We start from the raw sequence: 20271 nt of genomic DNA, 5'->3' as shown, positions 1-20271 counted from the left end.
CCTGCAGGGCGGCCCTGTGGACGACGTCGCGCTCGACGTCATGGTCCGAGCACCCCCGCTCCGAGAGACACGAGGACCGGGACGAGACCGATGAGCACGAACGCGGGAAGGAAGCAGACCCCGAGCGGCAGCACGAGGTGGACCCCGAGACGCGCGGCGGCGGTGCGGGCGCGGGTCCGGGCGTCCTGGTCGATGCGCACACCGGCCAAGCGCAGCGCGTCCCGCGGGGCAGCACCGTGCGCCCAGGCTGGCTGCAGGGCGTCCGCGACGTGTGCGAACCGTTCGCCGCTCCCGGCCCACGCCGCGTCCCAGGACGCGCCGAGGAGCAGCGCCGACGCCGCACCGCGCAGGACCGCCCGATCAGGCCCGCCGAGCGCGTCCCCGGTGGCCTCGAGCGCACGCGGCAGCCCGGCGCCGGAACCGAGCGCTGCAGAGAGCAGGTCGAGGACCACCGTGAGCTCGACGCGCACCGGCGCACCGTCCGCCACCGGCGCTCCAGAGCCCCGGCGCCGTCGGTGCAGCCGGGGGCGCGACCGGTCGACTGACCAGCGCCGCGCCGACGACCACGGGAGGACAGCGACCCGGGCGAGGAGCGTCACGAGGAGCCCCGCGTGCACGGTGGACGACGTCAGGCCCGCGAGGAGCGCCTCGTTCACGACGGGCTCCCGGCACGCCGGGCACCGGCGACGAGCCGTCGCGTCCACGTGCGTCCCACGAGCAGCAGAGCGGTCCCGGCGACGAGCACGACCGCGCCGACGCCCCCGCCGAGGAGCAGCCCCGGCAGGTCGGCGCCCAGCGCGGTCCCGAGCGCGGCTCCGACGAGGGGCAGCCAGAGGAGCACCCGCGCGGTCGTCTGCGGTCCGGCGAGCGCGGCGGACCGCTCGGACTCCGCCTCGGCAGCCGCGGTGAGGGTCGCGACGACAGACTCGAGGACAGGAGCGAGCGACGCGCCCACCACCGCGGCGAGCCGGCACGCTGCAACCACGGCAGCGGCCTGCCGAGCAGCCTGCTCGTCGTCCGTCCCGCCGACGAGAGCGGCGAGGTCGGCCGCGTCGGGGATCCCGTGGAGGTCGGCGCGGACACCCCCGACCATGGGCCAGGCGCGGTTGGGCGCGAGCCCGCTGCGCAGGAGCCCGGCGACCTGGGTCACGACCATCGCCATCGAGGTCGTCTGCCCACCCCGTGCGGCGACGAACGGGAGCCGTCGCCCGAGGGCCGCGACGAGGGCCGTGACCGTGCCCGGCCTGCGGTGCGGGGCCGCCTGCGCGGCGACACCAGCGACCGGTCGCCCGACCGGTCCGGCTCCGACGAGCACCGCGATCCCGACGAGCGCGCCGACGAGGACCGACCCGGCAGAGACGGTCTCGAGCGCTGTCCCCATCCCGTGCGGGCTCATCCTGAGGCTCCCAGCCGCTCAGCGAGGGCCGGCCAGTCCGCGTGCTCGCCCGGCGCACCGACGCCGTTCCACGTGAGCGCAGGGCGGACGACGAGCTCTCCGCCGCTGCTGCGCCGCACGACCCCGATCTCCCCGACGAACCGGCGCCGTTCCCCGTCTGGCGAGGCGACACGGCGCAGGTGGATGACGGCGTCGAGCGCGCTGAGCGCCTGTGCCGCGAGGCTCTCGCGGCTCATGCCCGCGAGCGCGGCGAGCGCCTCGAGCCGTGCCGGGACGTCGGCGGCGGTGTTGGCGTGGATCGTGGCGCACCCTCCAGCGTGGCCGGTGTTGAGGGCGGTGAGGACGTCGCGGACCTCGGCCCCGCGGCACTCGCCGAGGACGATCCGGTCGGGTCGCATGCGGAGCGCGTTGCGGACGAGGTCGGCGAGGTCGACGGCTCCGGTGCCTTCGACGTTCGCGCGTCGCACGGCGAGCGGCACCACGTGGGGGTGGGTGGGTGCGAGCTCGCGTGCTTCTTCGATGGTGACGATCCGTTCGGCGGGGTCGACGACGGACAGGAGCGCGGCGAGCAGGGTCGTCTTCCCGGTGCCGGTCGCTCCGCTGACGAGGAAGCTGGCGCGCTGGGTGACGATCGCTCGGAGCACCGGTTCCCAGGTGGGCGGGATCATCCATGCGTCGACGAGCTCGTCGAGCGTGAAGGACTGGCTCCGCAGGACGCGCAGGGAGATGACGGCGCCGTCGGTGCAGATCGGGGCGAGCACGGCGTGGAGCCGGGTGCCGTCGGGCAGCCTCGCGTCGACGGTCGGGCTCGAGTCGTCGAGCCGTTGCCCGCCGGCGGCGGCGAGGCGCACGGCGAGGTCGCGCACCGCGGCGTGGTTCTCGAGGGTGACGCCGGTGAGGTGCAGCCCTCGTCCCGCGTCGACCCAGACCTCTGTCGGCGAATTGACGAGGACGTCCGTGACGGACGCGTCGTCGAGGAACCGTTGCAGCGGGCCGGCGCCGAGGAGCTCGGCGCGGACCTCGCGCACCATCTCGTCGAGCGCCGTGCTGCCGAGGACGACGTCCCCGGCGCGCAGGGCGTCGACGACCTGCTCGTGGGTGGGACGTCCGCCCAGGCGAGAGAGGCGTTCACGGACACCGGCGACGAGGCGCTGGTCGGTCATCGTCGTCTCCGGGTCGTCGGGTCGGACGATGCACGCCGGACGGCCCGCGCATGGTCGAGGATGACGCCGGCAGATCGCCCGAGGTCGCCGCGTCGGCCACGGCGCACGCGTGCGGCGGGCCCCTCGCCGCGCTCCAGCGCCCCTGGGAGCGCCGGGTCGCTGCGGATCTCGGCCCAGAGGTCCAGTCCTGCAGCCCCGGCGACGTCGTGGGCGGTGAGCCCGCCGACCGCGGGACCACGGACCACCATGCCGACAGGCGCGCCCGGTGCCACCAGCTCGACCGCGCCGCGGAGGGCGAGCGCTCCGGCAACAGACCCGAGGTCACGGGTCGCGACGACGACGATCACGGTGCAGCGAGCAGCCACCGCGAGCCCGACCGCCTGACCGGCACCGTCGTCAGACCCGCCGTCACGGCGGGCAGGATCGAGGTGGGCAGTGCCGTGACGTGCGAGGTCGTGGCGACAGAGGTCGACGACGACGACCTCGTGCGCACGAGCGAGCGCACGCACCACGTCTGCCGGCGCGTCGCCGACCAGGCCTTCGGGACGTCGTCGGTCGGCGCTGAGCACGCGTGCGCCCCGCCAGGCCGGCAGCAGCGCGGCGAGCTCGTCTCCACCGACCTCGCCGCGCGCGGCGTGGAGGTCGGGCCAGCGCAGGCCTCCCTCGTCCTCGATGCCGAGCAGGACGTCGAGTCCCCCGCCGGTGAGGTCTGCGTCGACGAGGGCGGTCTGTGCGCCTCCTGCGGCGGCGACACGGGCGATCGCGGCGGCGAGCACCGACGCCCCCGTGCCGCCGCGCGCACCGATGACGCCGACGACCGTCGCGTCGTGGTCTTCTCCTGAGTGTCCGAGCATGAGCCGAGGGTGCCCGCTGCGAGACGCCGCCTGGCTCCGTCTCCGCACGGCTGTGGAGGAGGAGCGGGGCTGCCCGCCCTGTGGATGACCAGTAGTGTCGAGCACGTCCGACGAACCGATGAGAGGGGCGTCTTCGTGACGTGGATCGAGCACGCAATCATGTGGCACGTCTACCCGCTCGGCTTCCTCGGGGCAGAGAAGTCTGCGGTCGACGACGGGATCCACCACCGGCTCGCGGGCCTCCACCCCTGGCTCGACCACGCGGTGGACCTCGGCGCGTCCGCCGTGATGCTCGGGCCCGTCTTCGCGTCGTCGACCCACGGGTACGACACCGTCGACCACTTCCAGGTCGACGCGCGCCTCGGAGACGAGAGCGACCTCGTGGCGTTCTTCGACGCCGCGCACGCCCGCGGCCTGCGGGTCGTGCTCGACGGCGTCTTCAACCACGTCGGGCAAGGCTTCGCGCAGTTCGCCACCGCCCTCGCCGACGGACCGGGATCCCCGGCCGCCGCATGGTTCCACCTCCGGTGGCCCGCCGACGGAGGCCCCGTCGAGCACGACGACTTCGAGGGCCACTCCGCGCTCGTCACCCTCGACCACGACAACCCCGCGGTCGCCGACCACGTCGCGTCCGTCATGGAGTACTGGCTCGAGCGCGGCGCCGACGGGTGGCGCCTCGACGCGGCCTACGCCGTGCCGCCGGCCTTCTGGGCCCCCGTCCTCGCGCGGGTGCGCGCAGCACATCCGGACGTCTACGTCGTCGGCGAGGTCATCCACGGCGACTACACCGGCATCGTGCACGCATCAGGGATGGACTCCGTCACCCAGTACGAGCTGTGGAAGGCCGTGTGGAGCTCGCTCAACGACACGAACGCCTACGAGCTGGCGCACGCGCTCGGTCGCCATGCAGCGTTCTGCGACGAGTTCGTCCCCCTGACGTTCCTCGGCAACCACGACGTCACCCGGATCGCGAGCCGGCTCGACGACCCCCGCCACCTCCCGCACGCTCTCGCCGTCCTGCTCACCGTCGCCGGCACCCCGTGCGTCTACGCCGGCGACGAGCTCGGCTTCGAGGGCATCAAGGAGGATCGCGCCGGGGGCGACGACGCGATCCGCCCGGCGTTCCCCGCCGACCCGGCTGCGCTCGACCCAGGGGCCTCCCCTGTCTTCCGGCTCCACCAGGAGCTCGTCGGGCTGCGCCGGCGTCACGCGTGGCTGCACACGGCCCGGACCGAGGTGCTCTCCGTGACGAACACGCTGCTCGTCTACACGTCGTCGTCCCGTGCGGGGACGGACGCCGTGGTCACCGCGCTGAGCACGTCCGACGACCCGACCACGGTCCTGCTCCCCGCACCGTGCACGCTCCTCGCGGGCGACGGCGCGGTGCCGGACGGCGACCCCCAGGGCGGCAGCGGCTCGGTCGTCCTGCCGCCCCACGGCTGGGCCGTCCTCGACAGGGACGCGCGGGCTAGGCTCGACGCGTGAACCACGACCCGGCACACAGCCCCACGGCCGCGTTCTTCGACCTGGACAAGACGATCATCGCGACATCGTCCGCTGCAGCCTTCTCCCGACCGTTCTATGCGGGCGGCCTCATCAGCCGGGGCGCGGTGCTGCGCAGCGCCTACGCGCACTTCCTCTACATGGTCGGCAGCGCAGACGCCGACCAGACCGAGCGCATGCGCGCCCACCTCAGCTCGATGGTCACCGGCTGGCCCGTGGACCAGGTCTCCGCGATCGTCGCCGAGACCCTCCACCAGTACATCGACCCGTACGTCTACTCCGAGGCGGTCGAGCTCATCGCGTGGCACCACGCCTGCGGGCGCGACGTCGTCATCGTCTCCGCCTCCGGCTCCGAGCTCGTCGAGCCGATCGCCGCGGTGCTCGGCGCCGACCACGCCATCGCCTCGCACATGCAGGTCGCCGACGGGCTCTACACGGGGCTCATCGACTTCTACGCCTACGGCGAGCACAAGGCCGAGGCCATCGTCGCCCTCGCCACCGAGCGCGGATACGACCTCGACAGGTCCTTCGCCTACTCCGACTCCATCACCGACGCACCGATGCTCGGCGTCGTCGGGCACGGGTTCGCGGTGAACCCTGACCGGACGCTCCGGCGTCTCGCGGGCGAGAAGGGCTGGGGGATCCTCACCTTCGACCGTCCCGTCGCGCTCAGCAGGGTGTCCCGCACCAGGTCAGCGCTCGCGATCGTCGGCGGTGTCGCGCTCGTCGTCGGCGGCCTCCTCGCGTGGCGAGCCTGGCGGGCCGCACGCACGACCACCTGACGATCACGCTTCACCCGCTCCGAGAGCCTGCAAGGTCTTCACACAGCGCCCGCGAAGGCGTAGAAATGAAGACACAACAGCACAGAGCGACCGGAACCCACGCGCGAACAGTCCACGTCACGGACTTGTTGACCGGGCTAGACCCGTTGCAGCAAACTACCTGCACGCTTGATACCCGGTCGCTCCAGCTCACCTGACGGCGTCCCGCACGGGGCGCCGTCAGCACGTTCGCCCCCGCTGGTCCTGCACCGGCAGACCGCCTCACCGGCAGACCACCTCCCCGCAGCGCACCTGCCGCGGCGATAGGGTGACGGCATGAGCTCAACGCCGAGCGTGTCCTCCTCGATCACCGTCCGCCTCGAGGTCGAGGCCCGACCCACCGCCGTCAGCGAGCTGACCACGCTCATCGAGACGACCGGCGGGATCGTCACCGCCCTCGACGTCACCGCGTCCGAGCACGAGCGCATCACCGTCGACGTCACGTGCGCCACGCGCGGCGACGAGCACGCCGCCACGATCGTCGACGGGCTGCGCGGGCTGGCCGGCGTCACCGTCGGCCCGGTGAGCGACCGCACCTTCCTCCTCCACCTCGGCGGCAAGCTGAAGATCGAGTCGAAGGTCCCCATCCGCAACCGCGACGACCTCTCGATGATCTACACGCCGGGAGTCGCCCGCGTCTGCGAGGCCATCGCCGCGAACCCCGACGACGCCCGCCGCCTCACGATCAAGCGCAACACCATCGCCGTGGTCACGGACGGCACCGCCGTCCTCGGGCTCGGAAACATCGGCCCGCTCGCGTCGCTGCCCGTCATGGAGGGCAAGGCCGCGCTCTTCAAGCGCTTCGCCGACATCGACGCGTTCCCCATCGCCCTGGACACCACCGACGTCGACGAGATCGTCGCGACCGTCCGGGCGATCGCCCCGGTCTTCGCCGGGATCAACCTCGAAGACATCTCCGCACCGCGCTGCTTCGAGGTGGAGCGTCGCCTGCGAGACATGCTCGACATCCCGGTCTTCCACGACGACCAGCACGGCACGGCGATCGTCACGCTGGCGGCCCTGACCAACGCGCTCAAGGTCGTCGGCAAGGACCTGCGCACCGTACGGATCGTCTTGTCGGGCGCCGGCGCGGCAGGCACCGCCGTGCTCAAGCTGCTGCTGGCCGCAGGTGCCGAGGACGTCGTCGTCGCGGACATCGCCGGCGTCGTCAGCATCGAGCGTCCCGGCCTCGACCCGTCCTTGCGCTGGATCGCCGAGCACACGAACCCGCGCGGCCTGACGGGGACGCTGCGTGCCGCGCTCGCCGACGCCGACGTGTTCATCGGGGTCTCCGCACCGGACGTCATCACGGCCGACGACGTCGCCACGATGGCTGACCGGTCGATCGTCTTCGCGCTCGCGAACCCTCGCCCGGAGGTCGATCCGGTCGACGCGGCCCAGCACGCGATGGTCGTCGGCACGGGGCGCAGCGACTTCGCCAACCAGATCAACAACGTCCTCGCCTTCCCCGGCGTGTTCCGCGGTCTGCTCGACGCCCAGTCCCACCGGGTGACCGACACGCTCCTGCTCGCAGCCGCGCAGGCCCTCGCGTCCGTCATCCACGAGGACGAGCTCAACCCGACGTACATCATCCCGAGCGTGTTCAACCCGCAGGTCACCACGGTCGTCGCGGCCGCTGTCGAGGCCGCCGCGCGAGCGGGTGCACCCTCCTGAGCCCGCAGACGGGATACTCGGACCATGGATGAACTCGACCTGAACGTCACCGCTGACCACATGCGACGCGTCTTCGGGATGCTCACCGGGTACGTCCTGCTCCCGGACTCCAACCACGGGTACACGGACGAGTTCACCGAGCTCGACCTCGCCGAGCGCGTGTGCACCCTCGCAGCGGGCCGCATCCTCTGGCACCTGCTCGCGGCCGACGCAGCACGGCACGGGGCGTACGACGGCACGCTGGAGGGCACCCTCGCCGAGAGCCGGCGCTCTGCGGACGCCGACTTCGCGATCCTGCCCGGAGCCCTGCACCTCGCCCAGTCCCTCGACGCGTCGCTGACCCTCACGAGCACGAGCGTCATCGACGCGTCTCTCGTCGCCGAGATCGCCTCGGACACGACGCGGACGCTCGGCGCTCTCGCCTACTTCTTGCGGGGCGCGAGCATCGTGCTGCACGCCACGGCGACGGAGCGGAGCACGTCCGTCGAGGAGCTGCTGGCCGCGATCGGCCACGGTCTCGCCGAAGCCTGAGCACCCCGGCGAGGCTGTGACGGCGGTCACTTCCGTCGACTTCACCCGGCCCGATCCACCTTCACTGACCCCAAGTAGGTGAAACTGAATTCACATACCAGGGGTAGGTCACATGAACCAGCACACGAACACACCCCCCGCGGACCACGCGGGTGTCTACCATCTCGTCGCACCGATCGCCGTCGTCGTCGAAGACGACGCCGACATCCGCGCGCTCATCGAGACGATCCTCGTCCGGGCCGGCATGCAGGTGCACACAGCGAGCACCGCAGCCGAAGGCATCGCCCTCACGTCGCGGATCATCCCGGACGTCGTCACCATCGACATCGGCCTGCCCGACGCCGACGGCCTCGACGTGGCCGCGTTCCTGCGCGACCTCACCCCCACCCGCGACATCCCCATCCTCATGATCTCCGCGAACGCGAACGCCATCGACATGGAGCGCGCACGCTCACGCGGCGCGGAGGCCTACCTCAGCAAGCCGTTCCGGCCGCGCGAGCTGCGCGACAGGGTCTTGTCGCTCCTTGCCGTCGCCGCGGCGCCGCTCCCGAAGAAGTTCAGCGCGGCTCAGTGCCCCTCCGAGTGCGTCACGGGCGCAGCAGCGTCTTGATCGCCCGACGCTCGTCCATCGCCGCGTAGCCCTCCGGCGCCTGGTCGAGCGACAGGTGGAGATCGAAGACCGGTGACGGGTCGATGACCCCGTCGAGCACATCCTGCAAGAGCTCCGGCAGATAGGCACGGACCGGCGCCACGCCCCCACGGACACCGACGTTGCGACCAAACATCGACCCGAGCGGCAGCCCCGTCGTCATCCCCGCAGGAACCCCCACGTAGCCGACCGTCCCGCCCGGACGTGCGATCGCGACCGCGGTGTCCCACGACGCCTGCATGCCGACGCACTCCATGACGTGCGAGAAGCCGAGCCCGTCGGTCATCTCCATGACCCGCGCGACCGCGGCGTCCCCCCGCTCGCTCACGACGTCGGTCGCTCCGAAGGTGCGACCGACCGCCACCCGGTCAGCGTGTCCGCCGAGGAGCGTGATCCGCTCTGCACCCAGACGGTGCGCAGCGAGCACCCCGCAGAGGCCGACAGCGCCGTCCCCGACGACCGCGACGTGCGACCCCTGCGTCACCCCGGCCGCGAGCGCGGCGTGGTGCCCGGTCCCCATGACGTCAGAGAGCGACAGGAGCGCGGGCAGACGCTCGTCGTCCTCGCCGACGGGCGCCACGACGAGGGTCCCGTCGGCCTGCGGGCAGCGGACGGCTTCGCCCTGTCCGCCGTCGACCCCGTTCTCTCCCCAGCCGCCACCGTGCAGGCAGGAGGTCTGGAGGCCCGCCAGGCAGTGCGGGCACGTGCCGTCGCTCCACATGAAGGGCGCGATGACGACGTCGCCCGGGCGGACGGTGCGGACGTCGGCGCCGACCTCTTCGACGACCCCGAGGAACTCGTGCCCGATGCGGGAGGGACCGTTCGTGCGCTCCCGGGTGCTGCGGTACGGCCAGAGGTCGCTGCCGCAGATGCACGAGAGGAGCACGCGGACGATCGCGTCCGTCGGCTCGACGAGGACCGGGTCCGGGACCTCCTCTACGCGTACGTCGTGGTTGCCGTGGATGATCGTGGCTCTCATGGTGTCTCCTTCGTGTGCGGTGCGGTGGTCTGCGGCGCGGCGCGCTCGTACTGGGGCGGCCAGCCTGCCGCCATCGGGGGGACGCCGAGCTCGTGGGCTGCGTGCAGCGGCCACATCGGGTCGCGCAGCGCGGCGCGGCCGAGCATGATCGCGTCGGCCGAGCCGTCGGCGAGGATCTGCTCTGCCTGGGCGGGGTCGGTGATGAGGCCTACCGCGCTCACCGGGACGCCCGCCGTCGTGCGGACATCCCGTGCGGCGGGGATCTGGTACCCGGGGGCGAGGGGGATCTCGGCCGGTGCCACTCCCCCGGACGAGACGTCGACGAGGTCGGCTCCGTGCTCGCCGAGGAGCGTCGCGACGCGAGCGACGTCGTCGACGCTCAGGCCGTCCGGGCGCCAGTCCGTCGCGGAGAGCCGGACGAAGAGCGGCTTCTCGTCGGGCCAGGCTGCCCGGACGGCGTCGACCGTCTCGACGAGCAGCCGGGCGCGGTTCTCGAGCGTGCCGCCGTACGAGTCGGTGCGGTGGTTGGCGAGCGGCGAGAGGAACTCGTGCATGAGGTAGCCGTGGGCCGCGTGGATCTCGACGACGTCGAACCCGGCGTCGTGCGAGCGGCGGGCGGCCTCCGCGAACATCCCGGGGACGGCTGCGATCTCTGCGAGCGTCATCTCCCGGGGCGCGGCGAAGCCTGGGAAGGCGTCGGCGGACGGCCCGACCGTCTCCCAGCCGCCGTCGGCGAGCGGGACCGTGCCGCGCTGCGCGGCCCAGGGGCGGAACGTCGAGGCCTTGCGGCCGGCGTGCGCGAGCTGGGTCCCGATGACGGAGCCCTGGGAGTGGACGAACTCGACGATCGGGCGCCAGGCCGCGACGTGGGCGTCGGACCAGATCCCGGCGTCCTGCGGGGTGATCCGCCCTTCGGGGACGACCGCGACCGCTTCGGTGAGCAGGAGCCCGAACCCGCCCTGGGCACGTGCGCCGAGATGGACGAGGTGCCAGGCGTCGGGCAGCCCGTCGGTCGAGGAGTACTGGCACATCGGTGCGAGCCAGATCCGGTTGGGGACGGTCAGTCCGCGAAGAGTGATGGGGGCGAAAAGAAGGGGAGAGTCCACGGGTCATAGCAACGCCGTCCGGCGCGCACGCATTCCGCCGACCCGCCCGAGGCCATTGGTCCCACGATTCTGACAGCCGTGTCCCGGATCCTTGAGGGGTGCTCACGATCCCAGAAGCCCTCGAATATCAGGACGCCGCTGCCGTAGCGAAGGTCGCGTCGACCCGTCGACCTGTCGCGTATGCGATCCAGTCCATGCTCGCCGGCGCGTACATCGGGGTCGCGGTCGTCCTCATGGTCAGCGCGGCCGGCCCGTTCAAGGCGGAAGGCTCTGCCGCGACCAAGCTGATCTCGGGGCTCGTCTTCGGTGTCGCCCTGACGCTCGTCCTCGTGGCGGGCGGCGAGCTGGCCACGTCCAACATGATGACGCTCACCCAAGGTGCAGCACGCGGCAGCATCACGTGGCTGCAGGGAGGCGCGACGCTCGCGTTCTGCTTCGTCGCGAACATCGCCGGAGCGTTCGCCTTCGCCACCCTCGTGCACTTCTCGGGGGTGCTCGCGCCGGGCACTGCCGGTGGCGACATGATCGCCGGGATGCTCGCCGCGAAGGGCGAGGAGCCGACGACCGAGCTGTTCTTCCGCGCGGTCCTCTGCAACATCCTCGTGTGCCTCGCGATCTGGTCCGCCGTCCGGCTCACATCCGAGGTCGCGAAGCTCATCGTCATCTTCTGGTGCCTGCTCGCGTTCATCACGTCCGGGTTCGAGCACGTCGTCGCCAACATGACCACCTTCGGGCTGGGCCTCGTCGGAGGCCTGCCGGAGGCGACCTGGGGCCAGTTCGCCCGCAACATGAGCGTGGTCGGGCTGGGGAACCTCGTCGGTGGCGGGCTCATCGTCGGGCTCGGCTACGCCGTCGTCGCTGGCCCGCTGCGCCGTCGCGCGACCGAGACTGTCGGCGTGGACGCCACGGTCTAGAGCGCCCTGGAGACCGTCTCGGACGAGGCCCACACCTCGACGAACTTCCTTCGATAACTTGACAAAGTATGCTCTCGAATCGTTTAGGGACTCGATCTGGCGCCTGCCGGGCTGCTAGATCTTGAGGGCGAGATCGGCACACCGACGTACCGACCCTCCCTGAGAACCACGACGAGGAGCCCACCCATGAACCTCACCAGACGACTGACGGGAGTCGTCGCAGCCCTGGCCGCGACCGCTCTGCTGCTCCCTCTCTCCGGTCCGGCCCTGGCCGCCACCGACGACGGCATCCACGTCGAGGACGGGCGCATCTACGAAGGGGACGGCACCGAGCTCGTCCTGCGCGGAGTCAACCACGCGCACACCTGGTACACCGACAAGACCCAGTCCTTCGCCGACATCTCGGCACTCGGCGCGAACTCGGTCCGCACCGTGCTCTCGAGCGGCGACCGATGGACGCGCAACGACGTCGCGGACGTCACGAACGTCATCAGCCTCGCCAAGCAGGCGGACCTCGTCTCCGTCCTCGAGGTCCACGACACCACGGGCTACGGCGAGCAGGCCGGTGCAGCGACGCTCGACGACGCCGTCGACTACTGGATCTCCATCAAGGAAGCGCTCGTCGGCCAAGAGGACTACGTCCTGCTGAACATCGGCAACGAGCCGTACGGCAACGACGCCCCCACCAACGCGTCGTACGCCACAGACACCATCGCGGCCATCGCACGCCTGCGCGACGCAGGGTTCACGCACGCGATCGTCGTCGACGCCCCAGCATGGGGTCAGGACTGGGCAGGCACGATGCGCGACAGCGCAGCCACGATCGCCGCGGCAGACCCCCTCGGCAACACGGTCTTCTCCGTCCACATGTACGGGGTCTACTCCGCGGGCAGCACCGTCACGGCATATCTCGAGGCGTTCCGGTCCAAGAACCTCCCGCTCATCGTCGGCGAGTTCGGCAACACCCACTCCGACGGTGACGTCGACGAAGACGCCATCCTGGCCGAGGCCGAGCGCCTGCAGATCGGATACCTCGGGTGGTCGTGGAGCGGCAACGGCGGCGGTGTCGAATACCTCGACCTCGCCACCGGCTTCGACAAGAACAGGCTGAGCGCCTGGGGCGAGCGACTGTTCAACGGTGCCGACGGCATCAAGGCCACGTCGACGAAGGCCTCGATCTTCACGGGCACGACGCCCGACCCCGACCCGACCCCGACCTCCACACCGACGCCCACACCCACACCTACGCCCACACCCACTGACCCACCTGCTGGCGCGTGCTCAGCGACCCACGCTGTCATCGGGTCCTGGCAGGGCGGCTTCCAGGGACAGGTGACGGTCACCGCCGGACCGTCCACCATCGGCGCGTGGACGATCACCTGGACCTACCCCTCGGGAACGAGCGTCACGCAGTCTTGGGGAGGCACGGCGGCGTCCTCCGGCTCCGAGGTCACCGGGACCAACGCGGCATGGAACGGTTCCCTCGCACCGGGCGGCTCCGCGACGCTCGGCCTCATCGGTACCGGGAACGCGCCGACGACCGCCCCCGTGGTCACCTGCACCGCCGGCTGAGCGGCCCGAGCAGCCGAGATCCGGCCTCCTGCCGATGAGCCGTGGCTGTGCCCACCCCTGGGGCGCAGCCACGGCTCGTCGGTCCTCCCCGCGCGAGCCGCCTCGCTTTTCGAGCGACAGGCACCCGACATCTCGGGCGCACCGGACCACCCGGCCACTAGACTCGCTGATGACACAGTCAGCCGCACCAGAGTCGATGCGTACCGGAGGTAGTCGTGCCAGAAGAAGCTGCGTCAGGGAACACCCCGGATCTCGAGAGCCTGCACCACGAGACCCAGACCTTCCCGCCGAGCAAGGAGTTCGCCGCGCAGGCGAACGCGACAGCCGACATGTACGACCAGGCGGCAGCGGACCCCGTCGAGTTCTGGGCCGCTCAGGCGCGAGACCTCGTGACCTGGAAGACGCCCTTCACCGAGACGCTCGACTGGTCAGGTGCCCCCGTGGCCCGCTGGTTCGCGGACGGCACGCTCAACGCGGCGTACAACGCCGTCGACCGCCACGTCGCCGAGGGGCGCGGGGACCGCGTGGCGATCCACTTCGAGGGCGAGCCCGGCGACACGCGCACCCTGACGTACGCCGACCTCCAGCGCGAGACGTCCCGTGCCGCGAACGTCCTCGCCTCGCTCGGCGTCGAGTCCGGGGACCGCGTCGTCATCTACCTGCCGATGATCGTCGAGGCCGTCGTCGCGATGCTCGCGTGCGCTCGCGTCGGTGCACCGCACTCCGTGGTGTTCGGCGGGTTCTCCGCCGACGCGCTGCGCAGCCGTATCGCCGACGCCGAGGCCAAGGTGGTCATCACCGCCGACGGCGGGTACCGTCGCGGCTCCGCCTCAGCGCTCAAGCCCGCGGTCGACGAGGCCGTCGCAGCGAGAGAGGGCGCCGAGGCGACGTCGGTCGAGCACGTCCTCGTGGTGCAGCGCACCGGCCAGGACGTCGCATGGACCGAGGGGCGCGACATCTGGTGGCACGAGGCGCTCGAAGCAGCAGACGTCCTGCACACCCCCGTGTGGGTCGAGGCCGAGCACCCGCTGTTCATCCTCTACACGTCGGGCACCACCGGAAAGCCCAAGGGCATCCTCCACACGACGGGCGGGTACCTCACCCAGACCGCCTTCACGCACAAGTTCGTCTTCGACCTCAAGCCCGAGACAGACGTGTACTGGTGCACGGCGGACGTCGGCTGGGTCACCGGCCACAGCTATGTCGTCTACGGTCCGCTCCTCAACGGAGCGACCCAGGTCATCTACGAGGGCACGCCCGACTCACCGGACAAGGGCCGCTGGTGGGAGATCGTCGAGAAGTACAAGGTGACCATCCTCTACACCGCACCCACCGCGATCCGCACGTGCATGAAGTGGGGCGAAGACATCCCGAACAGGTTCGACCTCACGAGCCTGCGCCTGCTCGGCTCCGTCGGGGAGCCCATCAACCCCGAGGCCTGGTTGTGGTACCGGCGCGTCATCGGCGCGGACCGTACGCCGATCGTCGACACGTGGTGGCAGACGGAGACCGGCGCGATCATGATCTCGCCGCTCCCGGGCGTGACTGTCGCCAAGCCGGGCTCCGCCCAGACCCCGCTCCCCGGCATCATGGCGGACGTCGTCGACGACGACGCACGCTCTGTCGCGAACGGTGGTGGCGGGTACCTCGTGCTCAGCCAGCCGTGGCCGGCGATGCTGCGAGGGATCTGGGGCGACCTCGAGCGGTTCAAGGACACGTACTGGTCCCGGTTCCGTGGCATCTACTTCGCGGGCGACGGCGCGAAGAAGGACGCAGACGGGGACATCTGGTTCCTCGGCAGGGTGGACGACGTCATGAACGTCTCCGGCCACCGGTTGTCGACGACCGAGATCGAGTCCGCCCTCGTGTCCCACCCGATGGTCGCGGAGGCGGCGGTCGTCGGAGCCGCCGACGAGACGACAGGTCAGGCGGTCGTCGCGTTCGTCATCCTGCGCTCGGAGTTCGCCGACGGTGCAGTCCACGAGGACGTGCAAGAGCTGCTGCGCAACCACGTCGCGAAGCAGATCGGCCCGATCGCGAAGCCGCGGACGATCCTCGTGGTCGCCGAGCTGCCCAAGACACGCTCAGGAAAGATCATGCGCCGTCTCTTGCGAGACGTGGCGGAGCACCGTGCCGTCGGAGACGCGACCACGCTCGCCGACGCCTCCGTGATGGATCTCATCGCGACCGGCCTGACCAGACCCACACCTCCGGCTGAGGGATGATGCTCGGGTGACTGATCCCACCGCCCTGCCAGACCTGTTCGCGCTCGACGCACCGGAGGTCGGTTCGCCGCCACCGGCGGACAGAGCACCCGTGCGCCCTGACCCGGCCGCGATCCCGCCGGAGGAGCTCGACGACCGCGCCCGCCAGGCCGTCGAGGCTCCAGACGAGGAGACAGCGAGCCGGTTGTGGGGAGTGCTCTGGCGCACGATCCTCCCGCTCGAGCAGTGGTACTTCGTCCGCGACGCGTCGGACGAGGTCCGGCCTGTGGCCGTCCACGTCAACGAACAGCTCGCGATCCCGGTCTTCACCGACCTGGCCCGCGCGCAGGAGTTCGCGCAGGACGGCCACGGCGGCGCCGAGAGAGTCTTCTCGTCACCTCCTGAGGACGTGCTGAGCGCCACCGAACAGCTCGAGAGCTCCGGGATCGAGCTGTTCGTCTTCAACCCCGGCCAGGTGCCGTTCGGCGCGGCACCCACCGTGGTCCGGACGCTGGCCCGCGACTTCACCGCGACGGTGACGCAGACCCAGCAGCCTGCTCCCCCGCCCGAGACCGAGATCGACCTCCTTGCCGTGAGTGCTCGCGAGCACATGGACGACGTCCCCACGCAGGCCGCGCTGTGGCAGGCTGTCTTCGCCCTCGAGCACTGGTTCTTCATCCCCCGGGGCGAGGGCGAGCAGATGAAGCCGTACGCCGAGCAGACCTCGGCGGGCCCCGCGATCATCGCGTTCACGACTCCGCAGCGCGCCTCCGAGTACGCCCAGTCGCTCGAGCTCGAGGAGACCGACAAGCTGCTGGGGATCCCGTCCGCGGCGGCGATCGGTGCGCTCGAGCAGTTCACGGACGCCGGGATCCGCATCGTCCACTTCGACCCGCAGCACGCGTCGTTCTTCGCCCCGGTGGACCGTCTGCGTGAGATGCACGCGCACGCGACAGGCACCGAGGCGGCACAGGAAACCGAGGTCTGAGCACGACCGACCAGGGGTGACGGTCTAGCTGCGAGGGCCCGCGAGATCGCGGGCCCTCGTGCTAGTTCCCTCCGACAGCCGGTGCAGCGCCGCCCGTCGCGCCGTCAGCCCTCCCGGCAAGTCCCAGCGCTCCAGAGCCCTCGGTGATGGCCGTCGCGGCGACAGACGCGTCGTCAGCCGCCTCGCCTGCGACAGTGACGGTGTCGCCGACCGCGAGCGCGGTGACGTCGGCCTCGTCGGTCACGGTGACGGCGGTGTCGGCTGAGGTCGTCACGGTGATCGCGGTGCCGTCTGCTGCCGTGAGGGTGATCACGCCACCGTCGATCGCGGTGATCTCGCCCGCGGTGACGCCTCCGGCGGCGCCTGCCGCCCGGTTGCCTCCTTGCGCGGCGCCGCCTGCCGCGTCGCCCGGTGCTGCGGCCCCTGCTTCGGTGGTGCCGTCTGCCCCGGCCCCGGCAGCTCGATCGGTGCCCCCTGCACGACCGGTGCCCGCGGCGACGGTGTCGTCTCCCCCGGTGGCGTTGCCGACGAGGAGCCCTCCAGCGAACAAGACGGCCCCGGCGGCGACCCCGGCAAGGATCATCGTCAGGCTCGGTCGACGCCGCGGGGCGAGGACGAGCGCACCGTCGCCCGAGGATGTCGCGGGCTCCGTGGCCAGGAGGTCCGGCGCGCTGCCGTCTGCAGGCGTGGGCGTGGGCGTGGGCGTGGGCCGGATGGTGCTCTCATCCATGGGGTGTCCCTTTCGGTGGTGCAGATAGGTCGTGGGGTTTGGTCGTGCGGCGAGGTCGTGCGGTTCGGGGGTCCAGATCGGAGCCGGTGGTCGGTGCTCGTCGAGGGGACGGCTCCCGTCCTCAGTCGTGACGCAGGGCGTCGACGGGGCGCATCATCGCTGCGCGTGCGGCGGGGTAGCCGCCGAACACGATGCCGATGCCGAGCGAGACGGCGAGCGCGAGGACCACGGAGGACCCGACGATGACGGGCTCGACGCCCATGATCGTGACCGTGCTGCCGACGAAGGCGGCGAGGACCCCGAGGGCGCCTCCGAGCACCGAGAGGAGCGTCGCCTCGAGGAGGAACTGCCCGAGGATCGCGCCCCGGGTCGCTCCGAGCGCCTTGCGGATGCCGATCTCTCGGGTCCGTTCGGTCACGGTGACGAGCATGATGTTGGTGACCCCGATCCCGCCGACGACGAGGGAGAGGCCCGCGACGGCGGCGAGCATCGCGGCGAACGTCTCCGTGGTGGAGTCCTGGGCGGCGAGCAGCTCGCTCTGGTTGCTGATCGTGTACGGGGCATCGTCGCCGCTCTGCACGCCGAGCGCGGCGTCGAGCACGAGGGTGGCCTCGATCTGCGCGGTCTCGACGTCGTCGGCGCTCGTCGCGGTGAGGACGATCGACGTGAGGTCGCCGTACCCGGTGATGGACTGCTCCATCCGGCTCAGCGGCATGACGACGAGGTCGTTGGTGCTCGTCGTGCCGGCGGAGTCCTTGGCTGCCATGACTCCGTTGACGACGTACGGGGTGCTGCCGATGATCATCTGCTGGCCGACGGGGTCGACGTCGACGAAGAGCGTCTCGGCGACCTCTGCGCCGATGACGACGACGCGCCGGGCCTCGGCCTCGTCGTTCGCTGTGAAGCTCACGCCCTGGGCGATGTTGGACGACGTCGCCTCGAAGTACCCGGAGGTGCTGCCGACGAGCTGGGCGGTCAGGGTGGCGCTCCCGAACGTCACGCTGCCGGAGCTGGTCACCTGCGGGACGACTACGTCGATGTGCTCGGTCCCGTCGTCGCTCGCGAGGGCGTCGGCGACGTCGGCGGTCAGCGCCTGCGAGCTGATCGCCCCCTCTCCGCCCCGCGAGTCGCCGCCGGACGTCCGCACGGTGAGGGTCGTGGTGCCGAGGGACCCGATCTGCTCGGCGACCGCCTGGGCGGAGCCGTTGCCCACCCCGACGAGGAGGATGACGGAGCCGACACCGATGAGGACACCGAGCAGCGTGAGGACAGAGCGCAGCGCGTTGGCGGCCATCCCGCGCAGTGCAGAACGGACGATCTCGACCGGGTTCACCGGAGCGGTCCTCCGGTGCGCTCGTCGGAGACGATGACCCCGTCGCGCATGCGCACGGTGCGGTGCGCGTGGGCTGCGACCTCGTCCTCGTGGGTGATGAGGACGATCGTGCGGCCGGACGCGTTGAGCTCGGCGAAGATGTCGAGCACCTCGCCGGTCGCGGTCGAGTCGAGGTTCCCGGTCGGTTCGTCCGCGAGGATGAGGCGTGGTGCGTTGACGAGCGCCCGAGCGACGGCGACGCGCTGCTGCTGCCCGCCCGAGAGCTCGTCTGGGTCGTGGTCTGCCCGGTCGGTGAGGCCGACGCGCGCGAGCGCGGCGTCGGAGCGCGCACGGCGCTCGCGCGGCGAGACGCCGGCATAGGCCATCGGCAGCTCGACGTTGGCGCGGGCGCTCATCCGCGGGATGAGGTTGAAGGACTGGAAGACGAAGCCGATGCGCCGGTTGCGGACCGCCGAGAGCTGCCGCTCGCTGAGGTGGGAGACATCGATCCCGTCGAGGAGGTACGTCCCGGAGGTCGGGACGTCGAGGCAGCCGAGGATGTTCATCATGGTCGACTTCCCGGAGCCGGACGCGCCCATGAGGGCGACGTAGTCGCCGGGCTGGACGACAAGGCTCACCCCGTCGACCGCGCGGACCTCGTGACCGGCGTCGCCGTAGGTGCGTCGCAGGTCGCGGATGTCGAGGACTGCGGTCATCGGTTCCCACCTCCTTGTTGCGGCCCGGTGCCGGTACCGCCCGAGGGCGCGCTGCTGCCGAACCCTCTGGTCTCGGTGGTCGTCTCTGTGGCGCCGACGGCGGTGTCGACCGAGATGACGACGGTGTCGCCCTCGGCGAGACCGCTGAGGATCTCCGACGTCGCGTCGCCCTGGACGCCCACGGTGACCGCCTGCTCTGCCTGCGTGCCGTCTGCGGCGAGGACCGTGACGGTGCCTGTGACGATCTGCTCGCCGGTCGTGGCATCGACGGTCGGTGTCACGTCGATGGTGACCGCCTGGCTCGGGACAGTGAGCACGTCGACGGCCTCGGCTGTCGTGACGGTCAGGCTCGCGGTCTGACCGAGTCGCACTCCCTCAGGTGGAGCGTCGAGCGTGATGGTCGCCCCGAAGGTCACGACCGAGCTCGTGGCGGTTCCGACCGGGTCGATCGCCGTCACGGTCGCTGTGGCGGAGGCACCCTCGACCGCCGGGAAGGTCACGTCGGCGCTCTGCCCGACCTCGAGCTGAGCAGCGTCCGACTCGTCGAAGGACGCCGTGATCCGCAGGCTCGTGGTCGAGGAGATCGTCACGAACGCCGAGGAGGCGCCGGTCGAGGCACCGGTCCCCGCGTCCGAGGCACCGGCCCCCGCGTCCGAGGCGCCCGACCCGCTGGACGAGGTCCCGGCGCTCACCGTGTCACCGACCGCACCGCTCATCGCGGTCACGGTGCCTGCCACCGGGGAGAGGAGCGTCGTCGACGCCGTCGCCGCGGCGGTCGCCGGGTCGAGGGTGCCGAGCTGGGTGCCTTCTGCGACGACGGTACCGACCGCGACGTCGACGCTCGCGATGGCGCCGGACGTCCCGAACGACACGTCGGTGACGGCCGCCGACTGGAGGGTGCCTTGTGCCGCGATGGTGGTCGTGACGGTCCCGACGCCTGCGGTCGAGGACCGGACGCTCTGCCCCTCGGGAGTCGCCGCGGCTTCGGCGGGCCGGAGGAACCACCAGGTGCCGCCGGCTGTCAGGACTAGTGCCACCACGAGGGCGCTGTTGATGAACATGCGTCTGCGACGTGTCATGCGCACACCGTGGCCCTCGCACCTGGCACGGACGTAGGACCCGCCTGTGCATAGCCTGTGGACCAGGCAGGTGCCGGTGC

General features: G+C 71.4%; 19 protein-coding genes. 9 read left to right on the top strand and 10 right to left on the bottom strand.

Features of this window, described 5'->3' with window-relative positions; translation table 11 throughout:
• Positions 1–38: 38 nt before the first annotated feature.
• From ATL42_RS15225 to ssd, 4 genes are read right to left on the bottom strand one after another with little or no spacing between them, the layout of a single operon-like run.
• The gene (locus ATL42_RS15225) at positions 39–656 is read right to left on the bottom strand and encodes a type II secretion system F family protein (RefSeq protein ID WP_245862620.1); all 618 of its coding nucleotides are present in this window, start codon (positions 654–656) and stop codon (positions 39–41) included.
• Positions 653–1396 (bottom strand): hypothetical protein, encoded by a 744-nt coding sequence (locus tag ATL42_RS15220; protein WP_245862617.1) that lies wholly within the window; start codon positions 1394–1396, stop codon positions 653–655. Before ATL42_RS15220 ends, ATL42_RS15225 begins: the two co-directional genes overlap by 4 nt.
• Entirely contained in the window at positions 1393–2559 is a 1167-nt protein-coding gene (locus ATL42_RS15215) for a TadA family conjugal transfer-associated ATPase (RefSeq protein ID WP_098456088.1), read from the bottom strand. Before ATL42_RS15215 ends, ATL42_RS15220 begins: the two co-directional genes overlap by 4 nt.
• Positions 2556–3413, bottom strand: a complete 858-nt coding sequence (ssd, locus tag ATL42_RS15210; protein WP_098456087.1) for a septum site-determining protein Ssd — start codon at positions 3411–3413, stop codon at positions 2556–2558. Before ssd ends, ATL42_RS15215 begins: the two co-directional genes overlap by 4 nt.
• Positions 3414–3572: 159 nt before the next feature.
• Between ssd and ATL42_RS15205 the strand changes: the two genes are divergently transcribed.
• From ATL42_RS15205 to ATL42_RS15185, 5 genes are all read left to right on the top strand, one after another.
• Positions 3573–4898, top strand: a complete 1326-nt coding sequence (locus ATL42_RS15205; RefSeq protein ID WP_245862804.1) for an alpha-amylase family protein — start codon at positions 3573–3575, stop codon at positions 4896–4898.
• Positions 4895–5698: an HAD family hydrolase gene (locus tag ATL42_RS15200; protein ID WP_098456085.1), complete on the top strand. Its 804-nt coding sequence runs from the start codon at positions 4895–4897 to the stop codon at positions 5696–5698. Before ATL42_RS15205 ends, ATL42_RS15200 begins: the two co-directional genes overlap by 4 nt.
• A 315-nt stretch (positions 5699–6013) precedes the next feature.
• Positions 6014–7411 carry an NAD-dependent malic enzyme gene (locus tag ATL42_RS15195; protein WP_098456084.1) on the top strand — a complete coding sequence of 466 codons (1398 nt, stop codon included), beginning with the start codon at positions 6014–6016 and terminating at the stop codon, positions 7409–7411.
• Positions 7412–7435: 24 nt separating this feature from the next.
• Positions 7436–7942 (top strand): hypothetical protein, encoded by a 507-nt coding sequence (locus ATL42_RS15190; protein ID WP_098456083.1) that lies wholly within the window; start codon positions 7436–7438, stop codon positions 7940–7942.
• A gap of 112 nt (positions 7943–8054) precedes the next feature.
• On the top strand, positions 8055–8552 hold the full coding sequence (locus tag ATL42_RS15185; protein WP_098456082.1) for a response regulator: 498 nt from the start codon (positions 8055–8057) through the stop codon (positions 8550–8552).
• Here ATL42_RS15185 and ATL42_RS15180 read toward each other — a convergent pair.
• Together ATL42_RS15180 and ATL42_RS15175 are read right to left on the bottom strand one after the other, a co-directional pair.
• Positions 8530–9570 (bottom strand): zinc-dependent alcohol dehydrogenase family protein, encoded by a 1041-nt coding sequence (locus ATL42_RS15180; protein ID WP_098456081.1) that lies wholly within the window; start codon positions 9568–9570, stop codon positions 8530–8532. The genes ATL42_RS15185 and ATL42_RS15180 overlap by 23 nt on opposite strands.
• Positions 9567–10676, bottom strand: coding sequence for an NADH:flavin oxidoreductase/NADH oxidase (locus ATL42_RS15175; protein ID WP_098456080.1), 1110 nt, complete (start codon positions 10674–10676; stop codon positions 9567–9569). The genes ATL42_RS15180 and ATL42_RS15175 overlap by 4 nt, the downstream gene beginning before the upstream one ends.
• 98 nt (positions 10677–10774) lie before the next feature.
• Between ATL42_RS15175 and ATL42_RS15170 the strand changes: the two genes are divergently transcribed.
• The 4 genes from ATL42_RS15170 (at position 10775) to ATL42_RS15155 (ending at position 16354) form a co-directional block, all read left to right on the top strand.
• Complete coding sequence (locus tag ATL42_RS15170; protein WP_098456079.1) at positions 10775–11590, top strand: formate/nitrite transporter family protein; 816 nt, start codon at positions 10775–10777, stop codon at positions 11588–11590.
• 186 nt (positions 11591–11776) lie between these two features.
• Positions 11777–13162, top strand: a complete 1386-nt coding sequence (locus tag ATL42_RS15165) for a cellulase family glycosylhydrolase (RefSeq protein WP_098456078.1) — start codon at positions 11777–11779, stop codon at positions 13160–13162.
• A 215-nt stretch (positions 13163–13377) separates the two neighbouring features.
• Positions 13378–15387, top strand: coding sequence for an acetate--CoA ligase (acs, locus tag ATL42_RS15160; RefSeq protein ID WP_098456077.1), 2010 nt, complete (start codon positions 13378–13380; stop codon positions 15385–15387).
• Positions 15388–15394: 7 nt separating this feature from the next.
• Positions 15395–16354 carry a hypothetical protein gene (locus ATL42_RS15155; RefSeq protein ID WP_098456076.1) on the top strand — a complete coding sequence of 320 codons (960 nt, stop codon included), beginning with the start codon at positions 15395–15397 and terminating at the stop codon, positions 16352–16354.
• A 61-nt stretch (positions 16355–16415) separates the two neighbouring features.
• Here ATL42_RS15155 and ATL42_RS15150 read toward each other — a convergent pair whose 3' ends face one another.
• The 4 genes from ATL42_RS15150 to ATL42_RS15135 form a co-directional block, all read right to left on the bottom strand.
• Positions 16416–17084, bottom strand: a complete 669-nt coding sequence (locus ATL42_RS15150) for a hypothetical protein (RefSeq protein WP_098456075.1) — start codon at positions 17082–17084, stop codon at positions 16416–16418.
• Between the two features lie 121 nt (positions 17085–17205).
• Positions 17206–18417, bottom strand: a complete 1212-nt coding sequence (locus ATL42_RS15145) for an ABC transporter permease (protein ID WP_098456074.1) — start codon at positions 18415–18417, stop codon at positions 17206–17208.
• Positions 18414–19112 carry an ABC transporter ATP-binding protein gene (locus ATL42_RS15140; RefSeq protein ID WP_098456073.1) on the bottom strand — a complete coding sequence of 233 codons (699 nt, stop codon included), beginning with the start codon at positions 19110–19112 and terminating at the stop codon, positions 18414–18416. Before ATL42_RS15140 ends, ATL42_RS15145 begins: the two co-directional genes overlap by 4 nt.
• Entirely contained in the window at positions 19109–20191 is a 1083-nt protein-coding gene (locus tag ATL42_RS15135; protein WP_098456072.1) for an efflux RND transporter periplasmic adaptor subunit, read from the bottom strand. The genes ATL42_RS15140 and ATL42_RS15135 overlap by 4 nt, the downstream gene beginning before the upstream one ends.
• Positions 20192–20271 lie beyond the last annotated feature (80 nt).

The organism is Sanguibacter antarcticus (genome assembly GCF_002564005.1).
In the GTDB taxonomy this organism is placed as follows: Bacteria; Actinomycetota; Actinomycetes; order Actinomycetales; family Cellulomonadaceae; genus Sanguibacter; species Sanguibacter antarcticus.
The sequence above is the reverse complement of the archived record's forward strand: the minus strand, read 5'-3'. Positions and strand labels throughout refer to the sequence as shown.

Coding starts and splice junctions, on each gene's coding strand:
- ATL42_RS15140 (WP_098456073.1), bottom strand. CDS start 19,112: ATGACCGCAGTCCTCGACATCCGCGACCTGCGACGCACCTACGGCGAC.
- ATL42_RS15195 (WP_098456084.1), top strand. CDS start 6,014: ATGAGCTCAACGCCGAGCGTGTCCTCCTCGATCACCGTCCGCCTCGAG.
- ssd (WP_098456087.1), bottom strand. CDS start 3,413: ATGCTCGGACACTCAGGAGAAGACCACGACGCGACGGTCGTCGGCGTC.
- ATL42_RS15135 (WP_098456072.1), bottom strand. CDS start 20,191: ATGACACGTCGCAGACGCATGTTCATCAACAGCGCCCTCGTGGTGGCA.
- ATL42_RS15215 (WP_098456088.1), bottom strand. CDS start 2,559: ATGACCGACCAGCGCCTCGTCGCCGGTGTCCGTGAACGCCTCTCTCGC.
- ATL42_RS15165 (WP_098456078.1), top strand. CDS start 11,777: ATGAACCTCACCAGACGACTGACGGGAGTCGTCGCAGCCCTGGCCGCG.
- ATL42_RS15150 (WP_098456075.1), bottom strand. CDS start 17,084: ATGGATGAGAGCACCATCCGGCCCACGCCCACGCCCACGCCCACGCCT.
- ATL42_RS15190 (WP_098456083.1), top strand. CDS start 7,436: ATGGATGAACTCGACCTGAACGTCACCGCTGACCACATGCGACGCGTC.
- ATL42_RS15185 (WP_098456082.1), top strand. CDS start 8,055: ATGAACCAGCACACGAACACACCCCCCGCGGACCACGCGGGTGTCTAC.
- ATL42_RS15180 (WP_098456081.1), bottom strand. CDS start 9,570: ATGAGAGCCACGATCATCCACGGCAACCACGACGTACGCGTAGAGGAG.
- ATL42_RS15205 (WP_245862804.1), top strand. CDS start 3,573: ATGTGGCACGTCTACCCGCTCGGCTTCCTCGGGGCAGAGAAGTCTGCG.
- ATL42_RS15220 (WP_245862617.1), bottom strand. CDS start 1,396: ATGAGCCCGCACGGGATGGGGACAGCGCTCGAGACCGTCTCTGCCGGG.